This window comes from Massilia aurea (assembly GCF_014200505.1).
Lineage (GTDB): Bacteria > Pseudomonadota > Gammaproteobacteria > Burkholderiales > Burkholderiaceae_D > Telluria > Telluria aurea_B.
The window spans coordinates 319868-343515 of sequence record NZ_JACHBX010000001.1; the positions used below are offsets into that span (position 1 = coordinate 319868).

General features: G+C 62.6%; 23 protein-coding genes. 14 read left to right on the plus strand and 9 right to left on the minus strand.

The window, feature by feature from the left end:
• Positions 1–212: 212 nt before the first annotated feature.
• The 3 genes from HD842_RS01320 to HD842_RS01330 all read left to right on the plus strand — a co-directional run bounded on the left by HD842_RS01320 (position 213) and on the right by HD842_RS01330 (position 3827).
• On the plus strand, positions 213–962 hold the full coding sequence (locus HD842_RS01320) for an electron transfer flavoprotein subunit beta/FixA family protein (RefSeq protein WP_183549925.1): 750 nt from the start codon (positions 213–215) through the stop codon (positions 960–962).
• A gap of 34 nt (positions 963–996) precedes the next feature.
• Positions 997–1926, plus strand: coding sequence for an electron transfer flavoprotein subunit alpha/FixB family protein (locus HD842_RS01325; RefSeq protein WP_183549929.1), 930 nt, complete (start codon positions 997–999; stop codon positions 1924–1926).
• 110 nt (positions 1927–2036) lie between these two features.
• Positions 2037–3827 (plus strand): acyl-CoA dehydrogenase, encoded by a 1791-nt coding sequence (locus HD842_RS01330; protein WP_183549931.1) that lies wholly within the window; start codon positions 2037–2039, stop codon positions 3825–3827.
• A 202-nt stretch (positions 3828–4029) separates the two neighbouring features.
• Here the strand turns inward: HD842_RS01330 and HD842_RS01335 are convergent, their stop codons facing one another.
• On the minus strand, positions 4030–4443 hold the full coding sequence (locus HD842_RS01335; RefSeq protein ID WP_183549934.1) for an NINE protein: 414 nt from the start codon (positions 4441–4443) through the stop codon (positions 4030–4032).
• A gap of 248 nt (positions 4444–4691) precedes the next feature.
• Here HD842_RS01335 and rpsP point away from each other — a divergent pair, with 248 nt between their 5' ends.
• The 9 genes from rpsP to HD842_RS01380 all read left to right on the plus strand — a co-directional run bounded on the left by rpsP (position 4692) and on the right by HD842_RS01380 (position 12996).
• A complete protein-coding gene (gene rpsP / locus HD842_RS01340; protein WP_183549939.1) occupies positions 4692–4940 on the plus strand; it encodes a 30S ribosomal protein S16 in 249 nt (82 codons plus the stop codon).
• A gap of 25 nt (positions 4941–4965) precedes the next feature.
• Positions 4966–5532, plus strand: a complete 567-nt coding sequence (gene rimM, locus HD842_RS01345; RefSeq protein ID WP_183549942.1) for a ribosome maturation factor RimM — start codon at positions 4966–4968, stop codon at positions 5530–5532.
• A 26-nt stretch (positions 5533–5558) separates the two neighbouring features.
• A complete protein-coding gene (trmD, locus tag HD842_RS01350) occupies positions 5559–6320 on the plus strand; it encodes a tRNA (guanosine(37)-N1)-methyltransferase TrmD (protein ID WP_183549946.1) in 762 nt (253 codons plus the stop codon).
• Positions 6321–6455: 135 nt separating this feature from the next.
• Positions 6456–6848 (plus strand): 50S ribosomal protein L19, encoded by a 393-nt coding sequence (gene rplS / locus HD842_RS01355; RefSeq protein ID WP_183553473.1) that lies wholly within the window; start codon positions 6456–6458, stop codon positions 6846–6848.
• Between the two features lie 130 nt (positions 6849–6978).
• Entirely contained in the window at positions 6979–7605 is a 627-nt protein-coding gene (locus HD842_RS01360) for a CoA pyrophosphatase (RefSeq protein ID WP_183553474.1), read from the plus strand.
• A gap of 91 nt (positions 7606–7696) precedes the next feature.
• Positions 7697–8656, plus strand: a complete 960-nt coding sequence (locus HD842_RS01365) for a CobD/CbiB family protein (protein ID WP_183549949.1) — start codon at positions 7697–7699, stop codon at positions 8654–8656.
• 84 nt (positions 8657–8740) lie between these two features.
• Positions 8741–9091: a DUF3579 domain-containing protein gene (locus tag HD842_RS01370; protein ID WP_183549952.1), complete on the plus strand. Its 351-nt coding sequence runs from the start codon at positions 8741–8743 to the stop codon at positions 9089–9091.
• 189 nt (positions 9092–9280) lie between these two features.
• Positions 9281–12103, plus strand: coding sequence for a M16 family metallopeptidase (locus HD842_RS01375; RefSeq protein ID WP_229424544.1), 2823 nt, complete (start codon positions 9281–9283; stop codon positions 12101–12103).
• 101 nt (positions 12104–12204) lie between these two features.
• Positions 12205–12996: an SDR family oxidoreductase gene (locus HD842_RS01380; protein WP_221290054.1), complete on the plus strand. Its 792-nt coding sequence runs from the start codon at positions 12205–12207 to the stop codon at positions 12994–12996.
• Positions 12997–13013: 17 nt separating this feature from the next.
• Here the strand turns inward: HD842_RS01380 and HD842_RS01385 are convergent, their stop codons facing one another.
• Together HD842_RS01385 and HD842_RS01390 are read right to left on the minus strand one after the other, a co-directional pair.
• The gene (locus HD842_RS01385) at positions 13014–14084 is read right to left on the minus strand and encodes a flavodoxin family protein (RefSeq protein WP_183549955.1); all 1071 of its coding nucleotides are present in this window, start codon (positions 14082–14084) and stop codon (positions 13014–13016) included.
• A gap of 118 nt (positions 14085–14202) precedes the next feature.
• Positions 14203–15120, minus strand: coding sequence for a LysR family transcriptional regulator (locus tag HD842_RS01390; protein WP_183549958.1), 918 nt, complete (start codon positions 15118–15120; stop codon positions 14203–14205).
• A 95-nt stretch (positions 15121–15215) separates the two neighbouring features.
• Between HD842_RS01390 and HD842_RS01395 the strand changes: the two genes are divergently transcribed.
• On the plus strand, positions 15216–16001 hold the full coding sequence (locus HD842_RS01395; protein WP_183549961.1) for an NAD(P)H-dependent oxidoreductase: 786 nt from the start codon (positions 15216–15218) through the stop codon (positions 15999–16001).
• Positions 16002–16303: 302 nt separating this feature from the next.
• Positions 16304–16939 carry a PEP-CTERM sorting domain-containing protein gene (locus tag HD842_RS01400; protein ID WP_221290056.1) on the plus strand — a complete coding sequence of 212 codons (636 nt, stop codon included), beginning with the start codon at positions 16304–16306 and terminating at the stop codon, positions 16937–16939.
• Between the two features lie 57 nt (positions 16940–16996).
• Here HD842_RS01400 and HD842_RS24425 read toward each other — a convergent pair whose 3' ends face one another.
• From HD842_RS24425 to HD842_RS01430, 6 genes are all read right to left on the minus strand, one after another.
• Positions 16997–17329, minus strand: coding sequence for a lysozyme inhibitor LprI family protein (locus tag HD842_RS24425; protein ID WP_183549968.1), 333 nt, complete (start codon positions 17327–17329; stop codon positions 16997–16999).
• A gap of 199 nt (positions 17330–17528) precedes the next feature.
• Positions 17529–18812, minus strand: coding sequence for a tetratricopeptide repeat protein (locus HD842_RS01410; RefSeq protein WP_183549971.1), 1284 nt, complete (start codon positions 18810–18812; stop codon positions 17529–17531).
• Between the two features lie 177 nt (positions 18813–18989).
• Positions 18990–20477: a beta-N-acetylhexosaminidase gene (gene nagZ, locus HD842_RS01415; protein ID WP_183549974.1), complete on the minus strand. Its 1488-nt coding sequence runs from the start codon at positions 20475–20477 to the stop codon at positions 18990–18992.
• A 17-nt stretch (positions 20478–20494) separates the two neighbouring features.
• Positions 20495–21517, minus strand: a complete 1023-nt coding sequence (locus HD842_RS01420) for an SIS domain-containing protein (RefSeq protein WP_183553481.1) — start codon at positions 21515–21517, stop codon at positions 20495–20497.
• A gap of 38 nt (positions 21518–21555) precedes the next feature.
• Positions 21556–22665, minus strand: coding sequence for an N-acetylglucosamine-6-phosphate deacetylase (gene nagA / locus HD842_RS01425; protein ID WP_183549977.1), 1110 nt, complete (start codon positions 22663–22665; stop codon positions 21556–21558).
• Positions 22662–23540 (minus strand): BadF/BadG/BcrA/BcrD ATPase family protein, encoded by an 879-nt coding sequence (locus HD842_RS01430; RefSeq protein ID WP_183549980.1) that lies wholly within the window; start codon positions 23538–23540, stop codon positions 22662–22664. The genes nagA and HD842_RS01430 overlap by 4 nt, the downstream gene beginning before the upstream one ends.
• Positions 23541–23648 lie beyond the last annotated feature (108 nt).

Genomic DNA, 23648 nt, shown 5'->3' on the forward strand with positions numbered 1-23648 from the left:
CCGTGTCGCGCCTGTCGACACGGCGCGCACCATTGCTGTGCCGGGGTCTGTGCCCCATTTGTTTTCCCCGAATTCATGACAGACCGAGTACTTTAGGTGTTTTCCTCTACTAAAAAATCGCACGCTCGTGCTTTAATTTGGCCCGTTGCCCCGATTTCTCATATAATCTGAGCCACTTTAGTCTGTCTCCATCTCATTTTAAAAGGCACCCTATGAAAGTCCTGGTACCCGTCAAACGCGTGGTCGACTACAACGTCAAGGTTCGCGTCAAGTCCGACAACAGTGGTGTGGATATCGCCAACGTCAAGATGTCGATGAACCCGTTCGACGAAATCGCGCTGGAAGAGGCGACCCGCCTGAAAGAAGGCGGCAAGGTTACCGAAGTGGTGGCAGTGTCGATCGGCGTGCCGCAATGCCAGGAAACCCTGCGCACCGGTCTGGCCATCGGCGCCGACCGCGCGATCCTGGTCGAAACCGCGGGCGACACCGAGCCGCTGGGCGTGGCCAAGATCATGAAGGCGCTGGCCGACAAAGAGCAGCCACAGCTGATCATCCTGGGCAAGCAGGCAATTGATGACGACTCGAACCAGACCGGCCAGATGCTCGCCGCACTGCTGGGCTGGCCACAAGCGACGTTCGCGTCGAAAGTGGTGCTCGAGGATGGCAAGGTCACCGTGACGCGCGAAGTCGACGGCGGCCTGGAAACCGTGGCGCTCAAGCTGCCTGCAGTCATCACCACCGACCTGCGCCTGAACGAGCCGCGCTACGTGACGCTGCCGAACATCATGAAGGCCAAGAAAAAGCCGCTCGAGACGATCAAGCCGGAAGACCTGGGCGTGGACGTGGCGCCGCGCCTGAAGACCCTGAAAGTCGTCGAGCCAGCCAAGCGCTCGGCTGGCGTCAAGGTCCCGGACGTGGGCACCCTGGTGCAGAAACTGCGCACTGAAGCCAAAGTCATCTGAGCCGTTTGTCGTTACTTACAAGATAGGAATCAACATGGTCGCATTAGTCATTGCTGAACACGACAACGGCTCCCTGAAGGGCGCTACCCACCACACCGTTACCGCAGCTGTACAGTGCGGCGGCGATGTGCACATCCTGGTCGCCGGTTCGGGTTGCGGCGCTGCTGCCGAAGCTGCTGCGCAGATCGCGGGCGTCTCGAAAGTGCTGGTCGCCGACGCGCCGCACTTCGCCGACGGCCTGGCCGAGAACGTGGCCGAGCAGATCCTGGCAATCGCCGGCAGCTACTCGCACATCCTCGCCCCGGCCACCGCCTACGGCAAGAACATCCTGCCGCGCGTGGCTGCCAAGCTCGACGTCGCGCAGATCTCCGAGATCACCAAGGTCGATTCGCCCGACACGTTCGAGCGCCCGATCTATGCCGGTAACGCGATTGCCACCGTGCAGTCGAGCGACAGCGTGAAAGTCATCACCGTGCGCGGCACGGCGTTCGACTCCGCCGCCGCTGGCGGCTCGGCCGCCATCGAAGCCATCGCTGCCGTCGCAGACGCGGGCACGTCGAGCTTCGTGGGCCGTGAGCTGGCCAAATCGGACCGTCCGGAATTGACCGCCGCCAAGGTGATCGTCTCGGGTGGCCGTGGAATCGGCTCGGCCGACAATTTCAAGATCCTCGAGCCACTGGCCGACAAGCTGGGCGCGGCGATGGGTGCATCGCGCGCCGCCGTCGACGCCGGCTTCGTGCCGAACGACTGGCAAGTTGGCCAGACGGGCAAGATCGTCGCGCCAACGCTGTACATCGCCGTCGGTATTTCCGGCGCGATCCAGCACCTGGCCGGCATGAAGGACTCGAAGGTCATCGTCGCCATCAACAAGGATTCGGAAGCGCCGATCTTCTCGGTCGCCGACTACGGCCTGGTGGGCGACCTGTTCGAAGCCGTGCCGGAACTGGTCAAGGAACTGGGCTGATCGCCAGGCGCGGCGTCGTTGAACGCCGCGCCGACAGCCGCCAATGACGCCGTTCCCGCCTCTGCAGGAACGGCGTTTTTTTTGCATAAGAATTTATTCAGGAGACAATGGTGAGCTACAACGCCCCGCTGAAAGACATGCAGTTCGTGCTGACTGAACTGGCCAACCTGGCCGAGATCAATGCGCTGCCCGGCTGTGAAGACGCGACGCCCGATACCGTGGAAGCGGTCCTGGAAGAGAACGCGAAATTCTGCCGCGACGTGATCGCGCCGCTCAACCGTGTGGGCGACAAGGATCCGAGCTACTGGAAAGACGGCACCGTCACCACGACCAAGGGCTTCCGCGAGGCGTTCAAGGCGTACGCCGAGGCCGGCTGGCAGGGCGTGCAGCACCCGCAGGACTTCGGCGGGCAGGGCTTGCCCAAGCTCGTGGCCACGCCGTGCATGGAGATGCTGCACGGCGCCAACCTGTCGTTCGCACTGGTGGCGCTGTTGTCCGACGGCGCCATCGAGGCCCTGCTCACCGCCGGCTCGGACGCGCAAAAGGCGCGCTTCCTCGAGCCGCTGGTGTCGGGCCGGTGGACCGGCACCATGAACCTGACCGAGCCGCAGGCCGGCTCCGACCTGGCCGCCGTGCGCACCCGCGCCGAGCCGCAGGGCGATGGCACCTATAAACTGTTCGGCACCAAGATCTACATCACGTATGGCGATCACGACATGACCGAGAACATCGTGCACCTGGTGCTGGCGCGCACGCCTGACGCGCCGCCGGGCGTGAAGGGGATCTCGCTGTTCATCGTGCCCAAGTTCATGATCAACGACGATGGCTCGCTGGGCGCGCGCAACGACGTCGCCTGCGTCTCGATCGAACACAAGCTGGGCATCAAGGCCAGTCCAACGGCCGTGCTGCAGTTCGGCGACAACGGCGGGGCCGTCGGCACGCTGGTCGGCGAAGAAAATCGTGGCCTCGAATACATGTTCATCATGATGAATGCAGCGCGCTTCGGCGTGGGCATCCAGGGCGTCGGCCTGGCCGAGCATGCGTATCAGGGCGCGGTGGCCTTCGCCAAGGACCGCGTCCAGTCGCGTGACGTGGCCGGCTCGAGTGGTCCGGTGACGATCATCCATCACCCGGACGTGCGCCGCATGCTGATGTCGATGCGCTCGCAGACCGAAGCGGCGCGCGCGCTGGCCTATGTCGGCGCGGCGCTGTCCGATCTGGCGCATCACCATCCGGATGAAGCCACGCGCACGGCGAATCTGGCCATCTATGAATACCTGGTCCCAGTCATCAAGGGCTGGGCGACCGAGATGAGCGAGCAGGTCGCGCGCGACGGCGTGCAGGTGCATGGCGGCATGGGCTTCATCGAAGAAACGGGCGCGGCGCAGCACTACCGCGATGCCAAGATCCTGACCATCTACGAAGGCACGACCGCGATCCAGGCCAATGACCTGGTGGGCCGCAAGACGGTGCGCGATGGCGGCGCCGTGGCCAAGGCGCTGATCGCCCAGATCCGCGATGTCGAGCGCCAGCTGGGCGAGGCGCAGAACGCCGATTTCGTCGCCATCGCGCAGCGCCTGCAAGAAGGCAGCGCGGCGCTCGAGCAAGTGGTCGAGTATGTGGTGGCCAATATCAAGACGGACGTGAAGGCGGTGTTTGCCGGCAGCGTCACGTACCTGAAGCTGGCCGGCATCGTGCTGGGCGGCTGGCAGATGGCGCGCGCGGCGCTGGCGGCGCAGAAGCGCCTGGATGCAGGCGAGGGCGATGCTGCCTTCTACCGCGCCAAGATTGGCACGGCGCGCTTCTTTGCCGACCACATCCTGTCGCAGGCACCGGGGCTGCGCACGTCGATCGTCGATGGCGCGGCAGGCGTGCTGGCGCTGGAGATCGAGCAGTTCTAAGCAGGCATGCCGGTCACGCCGTGGTGTCGCAAGGGGTGTTGAACGCGTGGACGGGGAACCCGTCCACCCTACGCGATCCATCCGTTCAACAAATCGTGGGGCACGGTATGGTGGATGCCACAGTGACCCCAACATGTAGGGTGGACGGCTATGCCGTCCACGCGTTCAACCAACCGTTGCACACCACGCAACCCGCATTAAATCATCCGTACGCGCCGCCCGTGTAGACCACATCCGACAACCGTGCGATCGTCCCGATCAGCACGGTCGTCGCCACCAGCATCGTGATCACTAGCAGCAACACCAGCACCCAGTTCGAGTGCGTCTGCTGACCACTGTGCGCGTTGTATTGGGCGTCCCACTTCTCGTCCGGCGTCAGGCCAATGACCAGCGCCTCGACAAAGCCGACAATGTACGACACCAGCAGCGGCAGCACGATGTAGAACGGGTGCGGTTTGACCGCCCCGTACAGGATGCCTGTGACCGGCAGGCAGCACAGGTGCAGCAGGCCGATCCGGTCCGCACCGGGCTTCAGATAAAAGCGGTGAACGCCGAAGCCACCCAGCAGCAGGGCGAGCAGGGTGGCGACAGTCTTGTTCTTGTGCGCAGCGGCCATGGATGTTGTCAATCGTTCAGGAAAGCCAAAGTATCGTCCAGATTGGCGCGAATGGCACGCTTTCAGCGATTGACAGCGTATTCCAGGCCAATCGGGCAGATGGCTGGTAGCGGTATGGCGCGAAATCGGTGATAATGGTTGATTCTCCTGGGACTGCGCGCCCTGTATCATTAACGCTTGCTGCTGTTCGGTGTCGCGCGCTATAATCGTCGACTTTCTCCGTCCAGAACAACTTTTTCGGAAATATTATGGTCGTTATTCGTTTGGCTCGTGGTGGCGCAAAAAAGCGTCCGTTCTTCAACATCGTTGCAACTGATTCGCGCAATCGTCGCGATGGTCGTTTCATCGAGCGTATCGGTTTCTACAACCCGATGGCATCGGGCGCTGAAGTCAGCCTGCGTATCGCTGCTGACCGTCTGTCGCACTGGCAAGGCGTTGGCGCACAACTGTCGCCAACCGTCGCTCGCCTGGTCGCCCAGCAAAAGCCAGCTGCTTAATTTTAATTAAGCAAGGTACGCAGGTTTGAACGATTCAGCAGCGAGCAACGCAGGTACGGGAACTTCGGTTCCCGCCGATCTGGCCGAAGTGGGGTATGTGTCCGGTGCTTATGGCATCGTCGGTGGCATTCGTGTCACGCCGCACTCCGCTGACGCCGATGCGCTGCTGAACGTGAAAACCTGGTGGGTCAGCAAGCCGACTCTGCACGCCGTTACGGTGCGCAGTGCAAAACTGCATGGCGGCGATGTCGTCGCCACGCTGGTCGGCCTGCAGGGCCGCGATGCTGCCGAAGCGCTCAAGGGCGCCACGGTACAGATCGCACGCAGCGCGTTTCCCGCGCTCGAAGAAGATGAGTATTACTGGTCCGATCTGATCGGGCTTGACGTGGTCAACCTGCAGGGCGAAGCCCTGGGCAAGGTGGCCGACATGATGAGCAATGGCGCGCAATCGATTTTGCGCATCGTGCCGGTGCCCGATCCGTCGTCAGACGAGAAGGCCCCCGAGCGCCTCGTGCCGTTCGTCGACCAGTTCGTCAAGACTGTCAGCCTCGACCAAAAACTGATTACCCTGGACTGGGGTCTCGATTTTTGAACCCGTCCACGTGGGCTTGAGATCCGATGCAATTTGACGTCGTGAGCTTGTTCCCGGAAATGTTTGCCGCATTGACGCAGTCCGGGGTGACCCGCCGTGCGTTCGAGCAGCAACGCTGGGGGCTGCATCTCTGGAATCCACGCGATTTCACGCAAGACCGTCACCGTACCGTCGATGACCGCCCATATGGCGGTGGTCCCGGCATGGTGATGATGGCACGGCCGCTCGAAGCGACCATCGATGCCGCGAAGGCGCGCCAGCAAGACCTCGGTCTGCCGAGCCCGCGCGTGGTGTTCATGTCGCCGCAAGGCAAGCCATTGACCCACGCCCGCGCGATGGCACTGAAGGACGAGCCTGGTCTCGTCATCCTGTGCGGTCGCTACGAAGCGGTGGATCAGCGCCTGCTCGATCGCTGCGTCGATGAGGAAATTTCTCTCGGCGACTTCGTGCTGTCGGGCGGTGAATTGCCGGCGATGGCCCTGATGGACGCCGTGGTACGCCTGATTCCCGGCGTGCTCGGCGACGATGCATCGGCCGTCGAAGACAGTTTCGTCAACGGCTTGCTCGACTCGCCGCACTATACGCGGCCTGACGTGTACGAAGACATACCGGTGCCATCTGTCCTGATGGGTGGTAACCACGCCGAGATCGTCAAGTGGCGCCGCCAGCGCATGCTGGAAGCAACCGCATCGAAGCGGCCGGATCTGCTGGACGCGGCGCGCGCTGCCGGCCAGCTGACAAAGAAGGACGAACAGTTTCTGGCAGGGTTGGTCAAACCTGCCGAGTAAGAATGTGGCGTCGCAAGACGCGTACAGAATATGCGTTGCAAGACGCATGCAAAAGCGGGCACGTTGCCCGTTGTTCAACCCCATCCTCTACTGGGCGAAGGTAGCGCCGGCAAGATGGTTTATGGAGTCATAAAAATGAATCTGATTCAACAACTCGAGCAAGAAGAAATTGCGCGCCTCGGCCGCAAGATCCCTGATTTCGCACCTGGCGATACCGTTATCGTCAGCGTCAACGTCGTCGAAGGCACCCGCAAGCGCGCCCAGGCATACGAAGGCGTCGTGATTTCCCGTCGTAACCGTGGCCTGAACTCGAACTTCATCGTTCGCAAGATCTCGTCCGGCGAAGGCGTCGAGCGTACGTTCCAACTCTACTCGCCGCTGATCGCTTCGATCGAAGTCAAGCGTCGTGGCGATGTGCGTCGTGCGAAGCTGTACTACCTGCGTGAGCGTTCGGGCAAATCGGCGCGTATCAAAGAAAAACTGCCACAGCGTCGCGTCAAAGCAGCGCCAGCAGCTGCAGCTGAGTAATAGCTTTCGTGCGCAAGCACCTTTGCTAATAAAAAGGCATCCGCAAGGATGCCTTTTTTACTATCCGCAGCGTTATTGAAAGAACGTTATTTTGGCCAAGCTCGTGTTCGATCCCACCCAGTTGCCCGTGATGAGTCTGGCCGGCGAGGCCGCGGTCGCGCCCGCGCGGCTCAGTCCCACAGCGCTGCGCCAGCGCTTTGCGCAAACCCTGGCCTGGGACCCGGAAATCTCTACCGAGACCGATGACCGCCTGGCCGCGCCGTTTCGCCGTGCCGCCGTGCTGATCCCGCTGGTCGAGCGGCCCGAAGGCGTGACGGTCCTGCTTACGCGCCGCACCGATCACCTGACGAGCCACGCCGGCCAGGTCAGTTTTCCCGGTGGCCGCTCGGAAGACTATGATTCGTCGCCCATCGAAACGGCGCTGCGCGAAACCGAAGAAGAAATCGGCCTGTCGCGCCACCGTATCGAGATCATCGGCGTGCTGCCCGACTACGCCACCATCAGCGCCTACCGCGTCACGCCAGTCGTGGCCCTGGTCGCGCCACCGTTCACATTGCAGGTGGACCCGGGCGAAGTGGCAGAAGCGTTCGAAGTGCCACTGGCTTGGTTGATGGACGGCCAGCATCACCAGCGGCGCGAAGTCAACCTGCCGCAGGGCGGCAGCCGGGCCTTCTACACGATGCCGTACGAGCAGTATTTTGTCTGGGGCGCAACGGCCGCCATGCTGCGCAACCTGTTCCACTTCCTGCGGGCTTAAGGGAATGTTATTGCCCGAAATTTGATTCTGGCGTACTTCTCCGCTATCGTAACGGGGCAGTCGTATTGCCATAACAAAAAAGGGTTCCTGAATGACATTCTTTTCCATCCTGTGCGCGCTGCTCATCGAGCAACTGAAACCGCTGCGCGCGGACAACCAGGTATATGGCGCCATCAAGGCGCTGACGATTCGCATCGAAACCTGGTTCAACGCCGGCGAGCAGACCAATGGCCGCATGGGATGGTTGCTGATGATGGGGGCGCTGATGCTGCCCACCTGGCTGGTCTACTGGGTGTTCATGCATTACAACCTGATCTTCCTGGCCTTCGCCTGGAATGTCCTGATCATCTACCTCACGATGGGGTTTCGCCACTACAGCCATTTCTTTACGTCGATCCAGTTCGCGCTCAATGCCGGCGACGAGCCGCGTGCGCGTGCACTGCTGGCTGAATGGACGCGGCTCGATACGGTTGGCATGGACAGCACGGAGATTACCCGCATCGCCGTCGAGAAAGCCCTGATCACGACGCACCGCAATGTGTTTGGCGTGTTCTTCTGGTTCCTGATGCCGCTGGGCCCGGCCGGCGCCGTGATGTACCGCGTCTCGGAATACCTGTCGCGTGCATGGAACGAGCCCGATCATATGCGCAACGAAGCGTTCGGCGAGTTTGCCGCCAAGGCGTTCTACTGGATCGACTGGATGCCGGTGCGCCTGACGGCGGTGGCATTCGCCGTGGTGGGCAATTTCGAAGACGCCGTGTATGCGTGGCGCAATTTCGCCAACCGGTGGGTCGACGAAGCACGCGGCATCATCCTGTCGGCGGGCGGCGGTGCGATGGGCGTGCGGCTTGGCACGCCCAACGAAAATGCCCCACAATTGTTGCCGGCAGACGCCGCCATGGTCGACATGAGCGACAGCGAAACGGATATCCTGCCGGGCGAAGAACCGACGATCCGTGCGCTGCAAAGTACGGTCGGCCTCGTGTGGCGTGCGCTGATTCTGTGGATGATTCTGCTGTTGTTGACCTCGAGCGTGGCCTGGCTGCGCTAGGGCAGAGGAGGGGGCAGCGCCCGCTTCCTCGTCCTCAGGTCTTCTATAAGATATAATAGTGGCTTCACTTAGCCCCTCAGGACTATGACCGACTTAGCGCAGACCAAGGACGAGGATCTCTCCGGAGAATTTTTTGTCCTGGGCATCACGAACAACGGCAAGCAATTCCGCCCGAGCGACTGGGCGGAGCGGCTGTGCGGCGTCCTGGCAGCCTATTGTCCCGGCACCGGCGGCCCGAATGCCCACCTGAAGTTTTCTCCCTACGTCTACCCGACCCTCGTCAACGGGATCAAGGCCGTCGTGGTCAACCGCAAGCTGCAGAAGATCGAACCACTGGCGTATCACTTCGTGCGCAGCTTTGCCACCGATAACGACATGCAGATCGTCGAGGCGTGCTTCGTGCCGCTGCCCGGCGAGAAGAAGCCCGAAGCCTGAACCTTCAGCACCACGCCACTGGCGCCTTGATCACATCAAGGCGCCAGTGTTCATTTGGGGCCGGGTTTCAGTTCGCCTCAGATGCTTCCTGTCAACCCGTCAACCGAAGGGGCATGCTGGGCTTGCCCATCTGCTACTATTTCGGCCGCAGGCGGGACGGTTGGCGTCCTGCCCCAATGATCGGACATCATGGATTCAAAGAACAAGCTGCGCGGTATCTCCGCGCATGTCGCGGCGCTGTGCCTGGCGCTGATCACCATTGCGCCTGCCGGTGCCCAGCCTGCTGTCAACGCACCTGCGGCCAGCGCACCTGCGGCTGGCACCGCTACTGCCAGTGCCGCCAAAGCGATGCTGCCCAAGGGCGTGACCCTCGGCCCGGCAGTCGAAGGCATCACCGAATATCGCCTGGCCAATGGCCTGAAAGTGCTGCTGTTCCCGGACGCTTCGCGCCCGACCGTCACGGTGAACATGACCTATCTGGTCGGCTCGCGCCACGAAAACTATGGCGAAACGGGCATGGCCCACTTGCTTGAACACCTGCTGTTCAAGGGCTCGACGAAAAACCGCGACATCACCAAGCAGTTCTCGGAGCGGGGCATGCAGTTCAACGGCACCACGTCGCTCGACCGCACCAATTACTACGAAGTGTTCCAGGCGTCGAAAGACAATCTGGACTGGGCACTGCAGATGGAAGCGGACCGCATGGTCAACTCGTTCGTCGCCGCCAAGGACCTGGCGTCCGAGATGACGGTCGTGCGCAACGAGTTTGAAAGCGGCGAAAACCAGCCGGGCAACGTGCTGTTCAAGCGTATGCAGAGCATCGCCTACGACTGGCACAGCTATGGCCGCTCGACGATCGGCAACCGCAGCGACATCGAAAACGTACGAATCAAGAACCTGCAGGACTTTTATCGCACCTACTACCAGCCCGACAACGCCGTGCTGCTGGTGGCGGGCCAGTTCGAGCCGAGGGCCACGCTGGCGAAGATCCAGCGCCTGTTCGGGGCCATCCCGAAACCGAAGCGCACCTTGCCCGTGTTCTGGACCGAAGAGCCGACCCAGGATGGCGAGCGCAGCTTCACCGTGCGGCGCCAGGGTGACATGCAGTTCGTCGCGATTGGCTACAAGATCCCGTCCGACCTGCACGCGGACGCCGAAGCGCTGGGCTTTGCGTCGCAGATCATGGGCGACGCGCCCAACGGCCGCCTGCACAAGCTGCTGGTGGAAACGGGCAAAGCCAGCCAGGTATTCAGCTTTGGCCAGACCGGCTACGCGCCGGGCCTGCAATACTTTGGCGCCGTGATCAAACTGGGCGAGCCAATCGAGCCGGTGCGCGAGGCGCTGGTCCAGGCCGTCGAAGAATTTGCCAGCAAGCCGCCCACGGCGGAAGAACTGGAGCGCGTGCGCCGTTCGTGGCTCAACACGATCGAGCGCAGCCTGAACGATCCGCAGGCGGTGGGCGTGGCGCTGTCCGAGCCGGCGTCGCTTGGCGACTGGCGCATGTTTTTCGTCAGCCGCGAGCGCGTACAGAAGATGACGGCCGAACAGATCGCCGCCAGCGCCGGCCGCTACTACCTGCGCACCAACCGCGTGACCGGCACCTTCATTCCCGAAGAATCGTCGAAACGCGCCGTGCTGCCAGCGGCGCCTGCCGTGACGGACGTGCTGAAGGACTTCAAGCCGGCGGTGTCGAACCTGGTCGCGGAAAACTTCGACCCGAGCCAGCAGAACATCATGCAGCGCACCACGTTGACCACGGCGGGTGGCGTGAAGCTGGCGCTGCTGCCGAAAAAGAACCGCGGCGAGACCGTCACCGTCGATCTGAGCCTGCATGCTGGCGATGAAAAAAGCCTGTTCGGCAAGGGCGTGGTCTATGGCATGACGATCCCGATGCTCACGCGTGGTACTACCCGCTACACCCGCGCTGAGCTGGACGATGCCTTCGAGCGGCTCAAGATCGTGGGTACACCGCTTGGTTTTCAGACTACGCGCGCCAACCTGCCTGAGGCATTAAAGCTGGTGGCTCACATCCTGAAAGAACAATCGTTCCCGCAGAGTGAGTTCGAGCAACTGCGCCAGCAGATACTGGTCGGCCTGGAATCCGGCCGTAACGAGCCGCAAAGCGTGGCCAGCTATGCCCTGGCCCGCCACTTCAATCAATATCCGCGTGGCGACGTGCGCTATGCGGGCACGCTCGACGAGGGGCTGGAAGACTTCAAGCGTATGAGCGTAGATGACGTCAAGGCATTTCACCGCGATTTCTTTGGCGCCAGTCCGGCCGAAATGGCGATCGTGGGCGACTTCGACGCCAAAGAAATTGCGCCGCTGGTCAATGAACTCTTTGGCAACTGGCGCGCCCCCCAACCGTTTTCGCCGTTACGCTATCAGCACGTCGAGGTCGCCCCGACAGTGCAGGTCATTAATACGCCGGACAAGGAAAACGGCTTTTATACCGCTCGCCTGAATGTCGACCTGAATATCGACGATCCCGACTATCCGGCACTGATGCTGGCCAATTACATCTTCGGCGATGGCGGCCTGAAATCGCGCCTGATGGACCGCATCCGCCAGAAAGACGGTTTGTCGTATGGCGGTGGTTCGGGTATTTCTCCAGGTCTGCTCGACCGTGCCGGTAACTTCTCGATCAGTGCCATCGCCGCGCCGCAAAACCTGGCCAAACTTGATGCCGCGGTGCGCGCCGAACTGGCACGCGCGGTCAAGGAAGGATTTACAGCGGAAGAACTGAGCGGGGCGCGTTCGGGTCTGCTGCAGCAGCGGCTTCAGGCACGCACCAATGATGCGAGTCTGGCCTCGGGATGGACGTCGTTCCTGTACCGCAACAAGACCTTCCTGTGGTCGCTGGAACTGGAGCGCAAGCTGAACGCCGTCACCTTGCCCGAGCTGAACGCAGCGTTCCGCAAGGCGATCGATCCGGCAAAACTGTCCGTCGTGATGGCTGGCGATCAGTCCAAAGTCGGGGAGCCGGTCAAACCGATAGTCGCTATGCCCTAACTGCAACAGTTGCCCTACTTAAATTCCCTGAATTGTGACGCCGGGGGAAGCATGCGTTAAAATGTTTCCCTTCGGAATCATCGTATCACCCAGGGAGTATCATGAAAGGCATCAGCAAATTGCCGGCAGCAGGCGGCATGTCGTTCACCGGCAAGGTGGTCCTGGTCACTGGCGCGGCCAGCGGCATCGGTCGCGCCATTGCCCTGGCGTTTGGCCGCGCCGGCGCCTGTGTGGTCGTGGCCGACATCTCGATCGAGGGTGGCCACGCGACGGCGGGCATGATCGTGGAAAACGGCGGCAAGGCACTGTTCGTGCAGTGCAATGTCACGCGCGCGCTTGAGGTCGAAGCGCTCGTGGAAAAGACGATCAATTACTACGGTCGCCTGGACATTGCCGTCAATAATGCCGCGGTGGACGAAGAGCACCATCCGCTGGCCGACACCGACGACGAGCAGTTCGACCGTATCATGAACGTCAACGTCAAGGGCGTCTGGCTGTGCATGAAATACCAATTGCGCCGGATGCTGGCGCAGGGGGGCGGGGCGATCGTCAACATGGCGGGCGTGGCCGGCCTGGTGGGCAGCCCGAACCATGCAGTCTACGGCGCCAGCAAGCATGCCGTGGTGGGCCTGACCAAGAGCGCTGCCGCCGAGTACGCACGCGAGGGCGTGCGCATCAACGTGCTGTGCCCGGCAGCGGTGAAGACGCCGATGCTGGCGCGCGCGATCGAGCGTGATCCGGGCATCGAGAAAAAGCTCAAGGCAGCCCATCCAATGGGCCGCTTCGCCGAAGCCGGTGAAATCGCGCAAGCTGCCCTGTGGCTTTGCTCGGACATGGCTTCGTACGTCAATGGCCATGAGATGGTCATCGACGGCGGTTATACCGCCATCTAGGTTCGCCAGCCCCGGTCTTACTTGGGGCGGGGCTGCTTGAGATTCTGGCTGGCCACGGCGACGCGGCCGGCGCGCACTTCGCCCACGGCAATCGCCACGGCGCGCGCGACGTTGCGGGCTTCTTCCTGCACCGCGTGGTCGGCGTCGAACGTCTCGTGGCTGTCCGCATACGATTCGTAGTAGCCGATGAAGCGGTTGAGCTGGCCGAAGCTGCCCGAACTGATCAAGCCCATCCATTCCAGCCAGTCCGACAGTGAGCGGCGCACGCCCTCGATGCCGGCCACGTCGCCATGCACGATGAGGCCGAATGCACGGCCGGCCAGGTGCTTTGGATATTCCCAGCCATCGCGTTCGATCTGCTTGGCGATCTCGGCCTTCTTGCCCTGGGTCGAGGAGGGATCGGGATTGCCGCCGTCAGCGCAGACCAGGCGGTCGATCATCTGCTTGAGCACGCCCGGCGTCTGGTACCAGTAGACCGGCGTGATGATGATGACGCCGTGCGCCAGCACCCAGCGCTCGTAGATCTCGTTCATCCAGTCATTGACCTGCCGTTCGGCGTGGTTCGGGTAGCAGCTGCATGGCCAGTGGCACAGCGGCATCGCGGTCGACACGCAACCCTTGCACGGATGGATGTGGCGGTCGTAGTCGGAGTTGATCAGGCTGAGGTCGAGGATATCGGCCTCGATGCCATCGGCCTCGATGATCTCGCGCGCCATCTCGGACATGCGCCAGCTTTTCGAGATTTCGCCGGGGCAGGAGCCGTCGTTGCGGGCCGAGGCATTGATGATCAGGATGCGGCTTTTGGTGTCCGGGTTCTTCTGGTGCTGTTCAGCCTCGAGCAGGCGGTCACGCGCGGCTTTCCAGTCGATCGACAGGTCGTAGTCGGGATCGGCAAAGCCAGGGCCGGCCTTGACCGTACGAGGCGCCTTGCGACCGTCCTGGTAGGCGTCCCAGGCCACCGCCTCGATGGCAGCCAGCTCGTTTTCCAGCGCGTCGTAACCGGGGTCCTGGAAGGTGCGACGGAATTGCAGGTGAAATTCGTTGCGCCCCAGTTTGGCGGGCGCCTGGCCCTTGCGTACCGTCGTCATAAGTTCTCCCATGTGAATGGGGTCATTATCGTGGCGACCGGTCAAAGGCTATGTTCGGACGCGCACACAGAATCGCTGGACGAATCAAGTTTGCGTCCGAACCGCACGATGTGCCCGCTTATAGTCGCCCGGCAAATTCCGCAATCATGGCACGCAGCCAACGTTGCGCAGGATGACCATGATGGCGCTCGTGCCACAACATGCTGACTGAAAAGCCGGGCACGGGAAAAGCGCAATCGACGACGTCAAGCAGCGCTGCGCCATCGCGCACCAGGCGTGCCGGTACCAGGGCCACAAGGTCCGATTGCGCGACGATGCCAGGCACGAACAGGAATGACGACGCCGACAACACCACCTTGCGCTGATGGCCAAGCGCGGCCAGCCCGATATCCAGAGGCGTCGAGAACGCTCCGCCATCAAGCGACACAATGACATGCTCGAGCGCGCAGAATTGCGCGGCGGAGATTCCGGGACACAACGCCGGATGGCCGCGCCTGCCGATCAGTACGTAATGCTCGTCGAACAGATGCCGGCTGCGCAGGCGGCCTTGCTCCTCGCCCGGCGTCATCAACGCAAGATCGATGTCGCCCTTGGCCATCCTGGCTTCCAGCGCGTTCGGATCGAGGTGGTGCAGGGCGACGCGCACGCCCGGAAAGCGCTGACGCAGCATCAACACGAACGGCTGCGCGAGTGCTGCCTGCACGTAATCCGTGCAGGCGATGTTGACGTCGAGCGCGGTGGCTTCCGGGTCGAATCGATGGTGCTCGGCCACCGTCGCGCGAAGCTGATCCAGCGAGCGGCGCAGCGGTTCGAGCAATTCCAGCGCCTTGCTGGTGGGCGCCATACCGCGTTGCAGTGGAATCAACAGCGGATCGTCGAACAGCGTGCGCAGTCGGCGCAACTGCGCACTGACCGCCGGTTGGCTCAGGTGCAAACGCTGGGCAGCTCGCGTGACATTCTGCTCGATCAGCAGCGCTTCGAGCGTGATCAGGAGATTGAGATCGGGCGTGGTATTGCTCGTGGTCTTGGTATTCATCCGATGGATGATAGGCCAAAAATGATGTGATTTCACGGATACCTGGGGACTGATCACACTGGCGAGCTCTCCACATTCTCATAGGAAGCGCTCATATGCCCTCGACCACCAGCAAGAACGTGCTGCTCGTCCATGCACACCCGGAACCGACCTCGGCCACGCGTCACCTTGTCCAGGTCGCCATTCACACCATGGAAGCGCAGGGACATACCGTCACGCAGTCCGACTTGTACGGAATAGGGTGGAAGGCGGTGTTTGACCAGGACGATTTTTTAATCCGCGCCAACCCGGAGCGCCTGGCATTCATTGACGAATCAGGTCATGCCTACGCCACCGGCAGCCAGACGCCGGATGTCGAACGAGAGCAAGCGAAGCTGGCCGCTGCCGATGCCGTCATCCTGCTGTTTCCGCTCTGGTGGTTCGGCATGCCCGCAATCATGAAGGGCTGGATCGACAGGGTCTGGGCATTCGGCCTGGCCTATGGTTACCAGGGCGCAGGCAACACCTATCGCTACGGTGAAGGCGGCCTGGCCGGCAAGCGCGCCATGCTGGCCGTCACCGTCGGCGGACCGGCAATCGATTACGGGCCCCGCGGCATCAATGGCCCGCTTGAGCAACTGCTCTTTCCCATCACGCACGGCAGCCTGTTCTTTCCCGGCATGCAGGTGTTGCCAACGTTTGCGGTCTACGACGCGGTGCGCATCGACGCCGGGCGCATGGCCCTGATCGAGTCCGATTGGCAAACGCGGCTTCAGGATTTGTTTGATTCGGCACCGATTGCCTTCCGGACGCAGAACGGCGGAGATTATCCGGACCGCCATGTGCTGGCTGACGATGTTGTGCCTGGCGTATTTGGGCTGGACGCACATATCAAGGCGTGAGTTAAAACTGGGCGGCGTATACGGTAACGACAGCACAGAGTTTTTCATTTATCTTGCGCTCAAAATAAATATATTTCTAATATTCAATTATGAATGTAGCATATTGATATTTCTAATACATCCTTATACACACCAGTACATTTTTATAAAAATTATTAGTATAAGATTTTAGGCGTGAGTTCTGAGTCAGACGAAAGAGTTAAATATAGTTTGGTGATGCTATTCACTGTCAGGCTTTTTTCAGCGCAATACCTTCATCCCCATCCCGTTTGTTCATGGTTTCATTTTGCGAGAAAATAACGATGATCCGAAAAGCAATGCTGGCCATCACGGCTGCCTTCTTAACAAGCTCCGCAGCAGCGGCAACGATTGGTTTTGAGTCTGAGGACGGTGGTTACGGTTACTCGAATTACAGCTTTCTCGAGGACGGGTTCAGGGTGACGTATTCACCGATCAGTGATTTCGGCTTTTATCTTATCGATGATCCTGCTGGTAATTTGGGGATGTGCAGTCCAGCGTGTGCTTCAAATGGGACGACTGCACTTTATGCGTTCAATGAAAGTAGTGTCACGATCGACCGCGAGAACAAAGGCTTGTTTTCCTTTACCTCGCTGGACGTTGCCAAGACATTTACCGGAAACGGTCGGCCTTTGAGTATGACCCTTACTGCAATGGGAATCAACGGTGTCATCACGAACACGATCTTCCTGGAAGAAAGTCTGGCTGAAACATTTTCAAACTTTAATTTCCAGGACTTCGTCAATATTTCGTCATTAACCATCACGGGCGGACAAGACTTTCCGGAATTCGCAATAGACAATCTCGTCCTCTCTGCAACCGAGGTTCCAGAACCTGCATCCTTGGCAACCCTGATAGCCGGCCTCGGAATCATGTACGCATCCCGCCGTCGGCGCTTACCCAACGGCCTCGCCAGATAGGGCCACGGCAGTCGTTACTCGCATCGTTTCGCGGAGAATGTGATTCGGCGACAATGATCAGTCCGAGTTCCAGGTTCTTAATTGTGCTGCACGCTGTGTCGCATGTTCACGGCGGCAGTTCATTCTGTACCATGATTGCAGGCTTGCTCCGGGTCGTAACTCGTATTTGGCATTGCAGTCCAGATCCCGGAACTTGATCCATTCACGCTGCGCTTTAATCAATCCCGCTCGAGCCTTCGAGCCCTCGAGGTTGGCAAGCAGTTGCGTGTATGCCGAATTCAGATTTTGCTCTGTTTCCTTGAGCTTGTCCTCCTCGCATCGTAGTGAGTCAAACGAGGAGCCATCGTTTGTGCATCGCGGACTTTGCGCAAAGGCTGCTGTCGACAGCATGGCAAACGCGACGCCATAGATCCAGTTGCATCGATTTATCAATTCATCCTCAAAATGGTTGTGGCCGATGGCAAAGGTTCACACGAGCATGAGCGCGCCATGGCAATGCATGAAAAAAGCGGGCCAGGCCCAGGGCCCGGCCCGCTTTCACGGGTCCATCCACAGCAGCAGTCTTACTTCTGCTGCTGCAGCAGCAGTCTTACTTCTGCTGCTGCAGCAGCACCAGCCAGTACTTGGCCAGGTCGCCGGCACCGCCGCCGCCCTTGACCGTTTGGAAGGTCGAGATTGCTTCGGCTTTTTTGCCAGCGCGGACTTGTGCCATGCCGAGGCGCAGCTTGGCTTCTTCGGCGTTCTTCAGGCCACCCTTGGCGATACCTTGCTGGATGAAGCCGACGCCCTTGTCGCCCTGGTCCATGGTCGCGTACGCCCAACCCAGGTTGACGAGGCCGGCGCCGGTCTTGGCCTTGGCCGCGCCTGCTTCGCCGGCAGCGATGTTCTTGGCATCGTCCGCCGCGCCCTTGTTGGCCTTGTCGCGCAGTGCGCTGTGGGTTTTGGCATTGCTGCCTTTGCCCAGCACGCCGGCAGCGTAACCGGCATCCATCGTTTTCTTCGCTTCGGTCGGGAAACCGTCACGCAGCGACAGCTCGGCCAGGTCGACGTATTCCTCGGCCGCCATCTGCTTGACGGCAGCGGATTCCAGGCGATACACGTTGATCATATTGGTCTGCGCATCGAAGCCCGACTTGCGTGCCACGCCGCGGTTGAGCAGGTCGGTCCAGAAGTCGTCGCTCGGGTAGTGGGCGACCAGCTTTTCCAGTGCGACCAGGTAGCCGGCATCGTCCTTGACCTTGTTGGCCGACGAGGCCAGGAGGCGCAGGTCTTCTTCGCTTGGCTTCTGGCCGGCTTTTTCGGTGGCTTCGATCGCCGGCAGCAGTGCCGTCTTGGCGCTGGCGTAATCGCCGCCCAGGTAGTAGGCGCGGGTCAGTGGCGCGGCGACTTTTTCAGGCGTCGGGCTTTCTTTCTGGTAGCGCTTGAACCACTCGATCGCCTTCGGGTAATCCTTGGCGTTGTAGTGCATATTGGCCAGGGCCTGGATGAAGTCGGCCTGCTCGTTCGGCGCCAGGCGGCCCGATGCGATGACGGCTTCGAGGGCCGGGATCGAGATGGCGTTGTCATTCGTTGCCGAACCCAGCGACAGCTTCATGCGGTTGACGACATAGTCTTCGTACGGCGTGCGGTTCGGGAAGGCTTCGGCCTGCGTCACGCGGCTCTGGATTTCGGCGTAATTCTTTGCATCCATCAGCGGCTTGATCTGCGCCGGGTCGAGCAGCTTGAACAGCTCTGGGCGGACGGTGTCCTTCGGCGCAGCAGCGGCGGCAGCGGCAGGCTTGTCCTGTGCGTTGACGGCAGGAATCACGGCAGCGGAGTTCAGGCCGACGGCGGCCAGCATCAGGCAGAGGCGGGCGAGACGGAATTGGGACATTGGTTATCCTTCTATCTAGACAAAAAATATACGAAATGTGCGTTTGGCAATATAGCAAGAATGCCAAGCTCGGACAAAAAAGTATTGTCCCATATATCCAGCTTTTTCTGGATTGGCAATTGTGCCGCAGCACGCACCGCCGCGCCCGTGTCGTTACATCGCGTTACTTTGCCGCTGTCACGGCCCGTCAAAACCCGGTACCGGGCAGACCCCTGGCGCGTCGATCTCGCCGGCCAGCCAGGCCACGGCCGCAGCCAGCGCCGGCGGCGCGAAGCCATAGGTGAGCAGTGCAGGGCCGGGAAAGTCGAGCGCCTGGTATGGATTCCACAGCGCCAGATGTAAATCGGGTCGCCAGGTCGCGCAGGCTTGCGGCCCGTAGCGGCGGCGCGCGGTCGAGGCCAGGATCGTGAAGCGGCCATCGGCCGGCAGCGCGGCCCAGTCGAAGGTCTCGCTGTCAGCGAAGGTCACCAGGACGACGTCGTACAGTTGCGACAACGCGGCCGCGATGCTGGCTGCCGGCACGCCGGCTTCTGACACGCCATCGCTGACGACGTCGGCGCGTGCGACCAGGCGCACGCGCGCACCGCGCTCAGGGCGCTGGGGCGAGCGCAATGCCGTCAGGCCTGCGCGCCAGGCGCGCGCCATCAGAGCGCAGTCATCCGGTTCAGCTGCGTACGCAACCGCGCCGGCCGGGTGTGCATCGGCCAGCTTGCCAAGGCGCGCCAGGCGGGCCTGCACGGCCGCTAGCGGCAGCACGCCGTCGCGGATCGCCGCGGCAATCGCTTGCACGGTCTCGATCTGCGTAGCGCGCGTGCCGATCGCCATGACCATGTCGGCGCCGGCCACCAGCGCATTCACAGCCGCCTGGCCGACGCCATAGCGGTGGGCAATCGCATGCATGTCCATGCCGTCCGTGATGATCACGCCGTCGTAGCCGAACTGCTCGCGCAGCACGCCGGTGAGGATCGCATGCGACATGGTAGCCGGATTGACGGGGTCCAGCGCCGGATAGACGATGTGGGCCGTCATCATGGCCGGTGCATGGGGCGCAGCAATCCGGAACGGGGCGAATTCGAACTGTTCGAGGTCGGCGCGCGATTTGTCGACGTACGGCAGGTCGCGGTGCGAATCGACGTGCGTGTCGCCATGGCCGGGGAAGTGCTTGACGCAGCAGGCCACGCCTTCGCGCTCGCTGCCTTCCATCCAGGCCAGCGCGATGCGCGTTGCCTGCTCGGGATCGGCGCCGAACGAGCGCTCGGCAATCACCGGGTTGCGCGGGTTGTTGTTCAGGTCGAGCACCGGCGCGAAGTTCCAGTTGAAGCCCAGCGCGCGCACCGCGCGCGCCACGGCCGCGCCGACCTCGCGCGCCAGGTCCGGATCATTGGCTGCGCCGAGCGCCATCGCGCTGGGCGGGGCCGGCACCCAGGTCGAACGCACGACGGCGCCGCCTTCCTGGTCAAGGGCGATCAGCGCTTGCGGCCCGATCGCATCACGCAGCGCGCCCGTGAAGCGGGTCAGTTGCGGCGCGTCGCGCATGTTCTGGCGGAACAGGCAGGCGCCGCGGATACGGTAGGTACGCAGGAAGGCGTCGGTCTCGGCATCGAGTTCGGTGCCGAACAGGCGCACCATCACCAGTTGGCCGGCCAGGTCGAGGTAGTCGTTCATGGTCGAGATTCAGGCGGTTAGTTCGTCTTCGTGACTTTGCTCAGGTGGCGCGGCTGGTCGGCATTCATGCCGCGCGCCGCCGACAGTGTGGCCGCCATTGTATAAAACGCCTGCGCCGCGACGATCGGATCGAGGTCGGGGATGGCAGCGGTGGGCAGCGTCAGGTCGCGGCTGGCAATATCGGCCGGCGCGGCGAGCAGGACGCGTGCGCCCCGTGCACGCATGTCGTCGGCCAGCGCCACCAGGCTGGCCTGGGTCGGACCGCGCGTCGCGAAGATCAGCAGCGGATAGCCGTCTTCGATCAGCGCCATCGGGCCGTGCTTGATCTCGGCACCCGAAAACGCTTCGGCCTGCAGCGCCGAGGTTTCCTTGAACTTGAGCGCCGCTTCGAGCGCCAATGGGAAGCTGATGCCACGGCCCACCACCATGATGTTGCGCGCCGGCGCCAGCACGTCGATGGCGGCCGACCAGTCGCCGTCCTGGCCGAAACTGCGGGCGGCGCGCAGCGCATCGGGCAGGGCGGCGATGCCGTCCTTGAGTTCTGGGTCGTTCTGCCAGTCGGCGACCAGGCGCGCGCCGGCCACCAGGCTGGCGATGAAGCTCTTGGTCGCGGCCACGCTGTGCTCCTTGCCGGCATGGAGCGGCATCGTCCATTCGGCAGCCTCGGCCAGCGGCGAAGCGGCGTCGTTCACCAGCGCCACCGTGACGGCCCCGCCAGCGCGGAAGTACTGCATCGGTTCGACCACGTCGGGACTCTGGCCCGATTGCGAAATGGCGATGGCCAGCGTGTCTCGCGCGATGATCGGCGACTTGTACAGCGTGATGAGCGACATCGGCAGCGACGTTACCAGGCGGCCCATGCGCGACATGATCAGGTAGGCCAGGTAGCCCGACGCGTGATCCGAGCTGCCGCGCGCCACCGTCACGGCGCTGTGCAACTGTGTCGCACGGAGCTGTTCGCCCAGCGCGGCGTAGCGGTCGGCATCCTGCGTCAAGGCGTGGGCGATGCAGTCGCCCGACGACAGGGCCTCTTGCAGCATCAGCGATTGGTGACCGTCAGCAGTGGCGGGCGTGGCATTCACAGGCATTCTCCTTCGATATAGACAGCTTTGATGTTCAGGGCGCGGTCCAGGACCACGAAGTCGGCGTGACAACCAGGCGCCAGGCGGCCGCGCCGGGTTTCGCCGAGGTAGTCGGCGGCGTGGGTCGAGACGCGCTGGCTGGCGTCTTCGATCGACAGCCCCATGCCCACCAGGTTGCGCAGCGCCTGGTCCATCGTCAGCGTGCTGCCGGCCAGCGTGCCGTCGGCCAGGCGCACGCCGCCCATGCATTTGTGGACCACCTGGCGGCCCAGCATGTACTCGCCATCGGGCATGCCGGCGGCGGCTGTCGAATCGGTCACGCAGAACAGCTTGGGGATGCAGCGCAGGGCAGTGCGGATCGCGCCCGGGTGCACGTGCAGCAGGTCGGGAATGATCTCGGCATATTCGGCGTGCGCGAGCGCGGCGCCGACCATGCCGGGGTCGCGGTGGTGCAGGCCGGGCATGGCGTTGAACAGGTGCGTGAAGCCGGCCGCGCCGTGGGCAAGGGCTGCCACGCCGACGTCGTAATCGCCGTTCGTGTGGCCGATCTGGACCCGGATGCCGGCCTTCGTCAACTGCCGCACGAGGGCCATGTGGCCGTCGATCTCGGGCGCCACGGTGATCAGCTTCATCGGCGCCAGTGCGTGAAAGCGCATGACTTCATCGAGGTGCGCTTCGCGCGCAAACGGTGGCTGGGCACCGAGTTTGCCAGAGTTGATGTACGGGCCTTCCAGGTGCACGCCAAGAATGCGCGCCTCGCCCTTGCCGCGCGCCGCGCAGGCCGCGCCGATGGCGCTCAAGGCCCGGTCGATGTCTTCGACGGGGGCAGTCATGGTCGTGGCGAGCAGGCTGGTGGTGCCGTGCTTCGCGTGCAGCGCGGCGATCACGTGCGGGGCGTCGCCGCCTTCCATCATGTCGCGGCCCGCGCCGCCGTGCACGTGCACGTCGATAAAGCCCGGCACGATATAGACGTCGTCGTTGTTGGCCGGGTCGACCCGGCGGCCGTCGATGCCGTCGACGCGCGCGCCGAAGCGCAGCGCGCCGTGCACCCAGCCGGCCGGTGTGAGGATGTTGCCCTTGATGGGGCGGCGAGTGTCGTCGGTCATGTGTTGGCGTCCTTCAGATGCAGTTCGATCATGCGCAGCGCGCCGGCGGCGGAGTCGCCATGCGGGGCACTGCAGCGTGCCAGCGTTTCGGCTGGCAGGTAGGCGCGCAGCGTGTCGCCCAGGCCGCCGCACAGCGCCAGCGGCAAGCTGCCCGACGGGTCGAGCGCGCGCGCGATGCGGGCGGCTTCTGCGCCCGCCTGTGTCAGGATCCCGGCGGCCACGGGATCGGTAGCGCCGTGCGCCACGACAAAGCGCGCCAGGCCTGCGTAATCGGTCTGCGTGGCGTGGCCGAGCCAGACCTGAATCGGATCGCGCGCGCCGCCGCAGGCGCCAATCACGGCGTCGGCAAAGGCGCCGCCTTCGGCGCGGCCGTCGAGCACTTGCTGGATGTGGCCGATCGCGCGCAGGCCCATCCAGGCGCCGCCTGCTTCGTCGCCGGCAGGAAAGCCCCAGCCGCCGACTTCGACGCGCGTGCCATCTGGCCGCAGGGCTTCGCCGACGCTGCCGGTGCCGATGGCGACGATCGCGCCCGGCTGCCCGCCATGGGCGCCCATCAGCGTCGTGAAGCCGTCGGTGTCGAGCACAAGGGCGCCAAAGCCCGGATCGGCGGCGCGGAAGGCGGCCGCCCATTCCTTGTTGTGGACACCGGCCATGCCCAGGCCGATCGCGCAGGCGGGCATGGGAACGGTGTCGATGCCGATTGCGGCGAAGGCCTGGCTGGTGGCGGCAAGCACCGCGCTCCAGGCCTTGTCGATGCCGTGGCGCAGGCCGGATGCGCCGCTGCTGCCGGTTGCGAGCACGGCGCCGTCGCGGCCGGCCAGGCGCACGCGGGTATTGGTGCCGCCGCCGTCAACGCCAATGAGATAGTGGATCATGGTGTGCAATGAGTGCCGGGAAAAGGGTCATCGCACTATAGGCAGGGCATTCTGGCATGTCAACAGGTATTTAACTGGTATTGATTATTTGGGGCTCCTAGTTCGGTA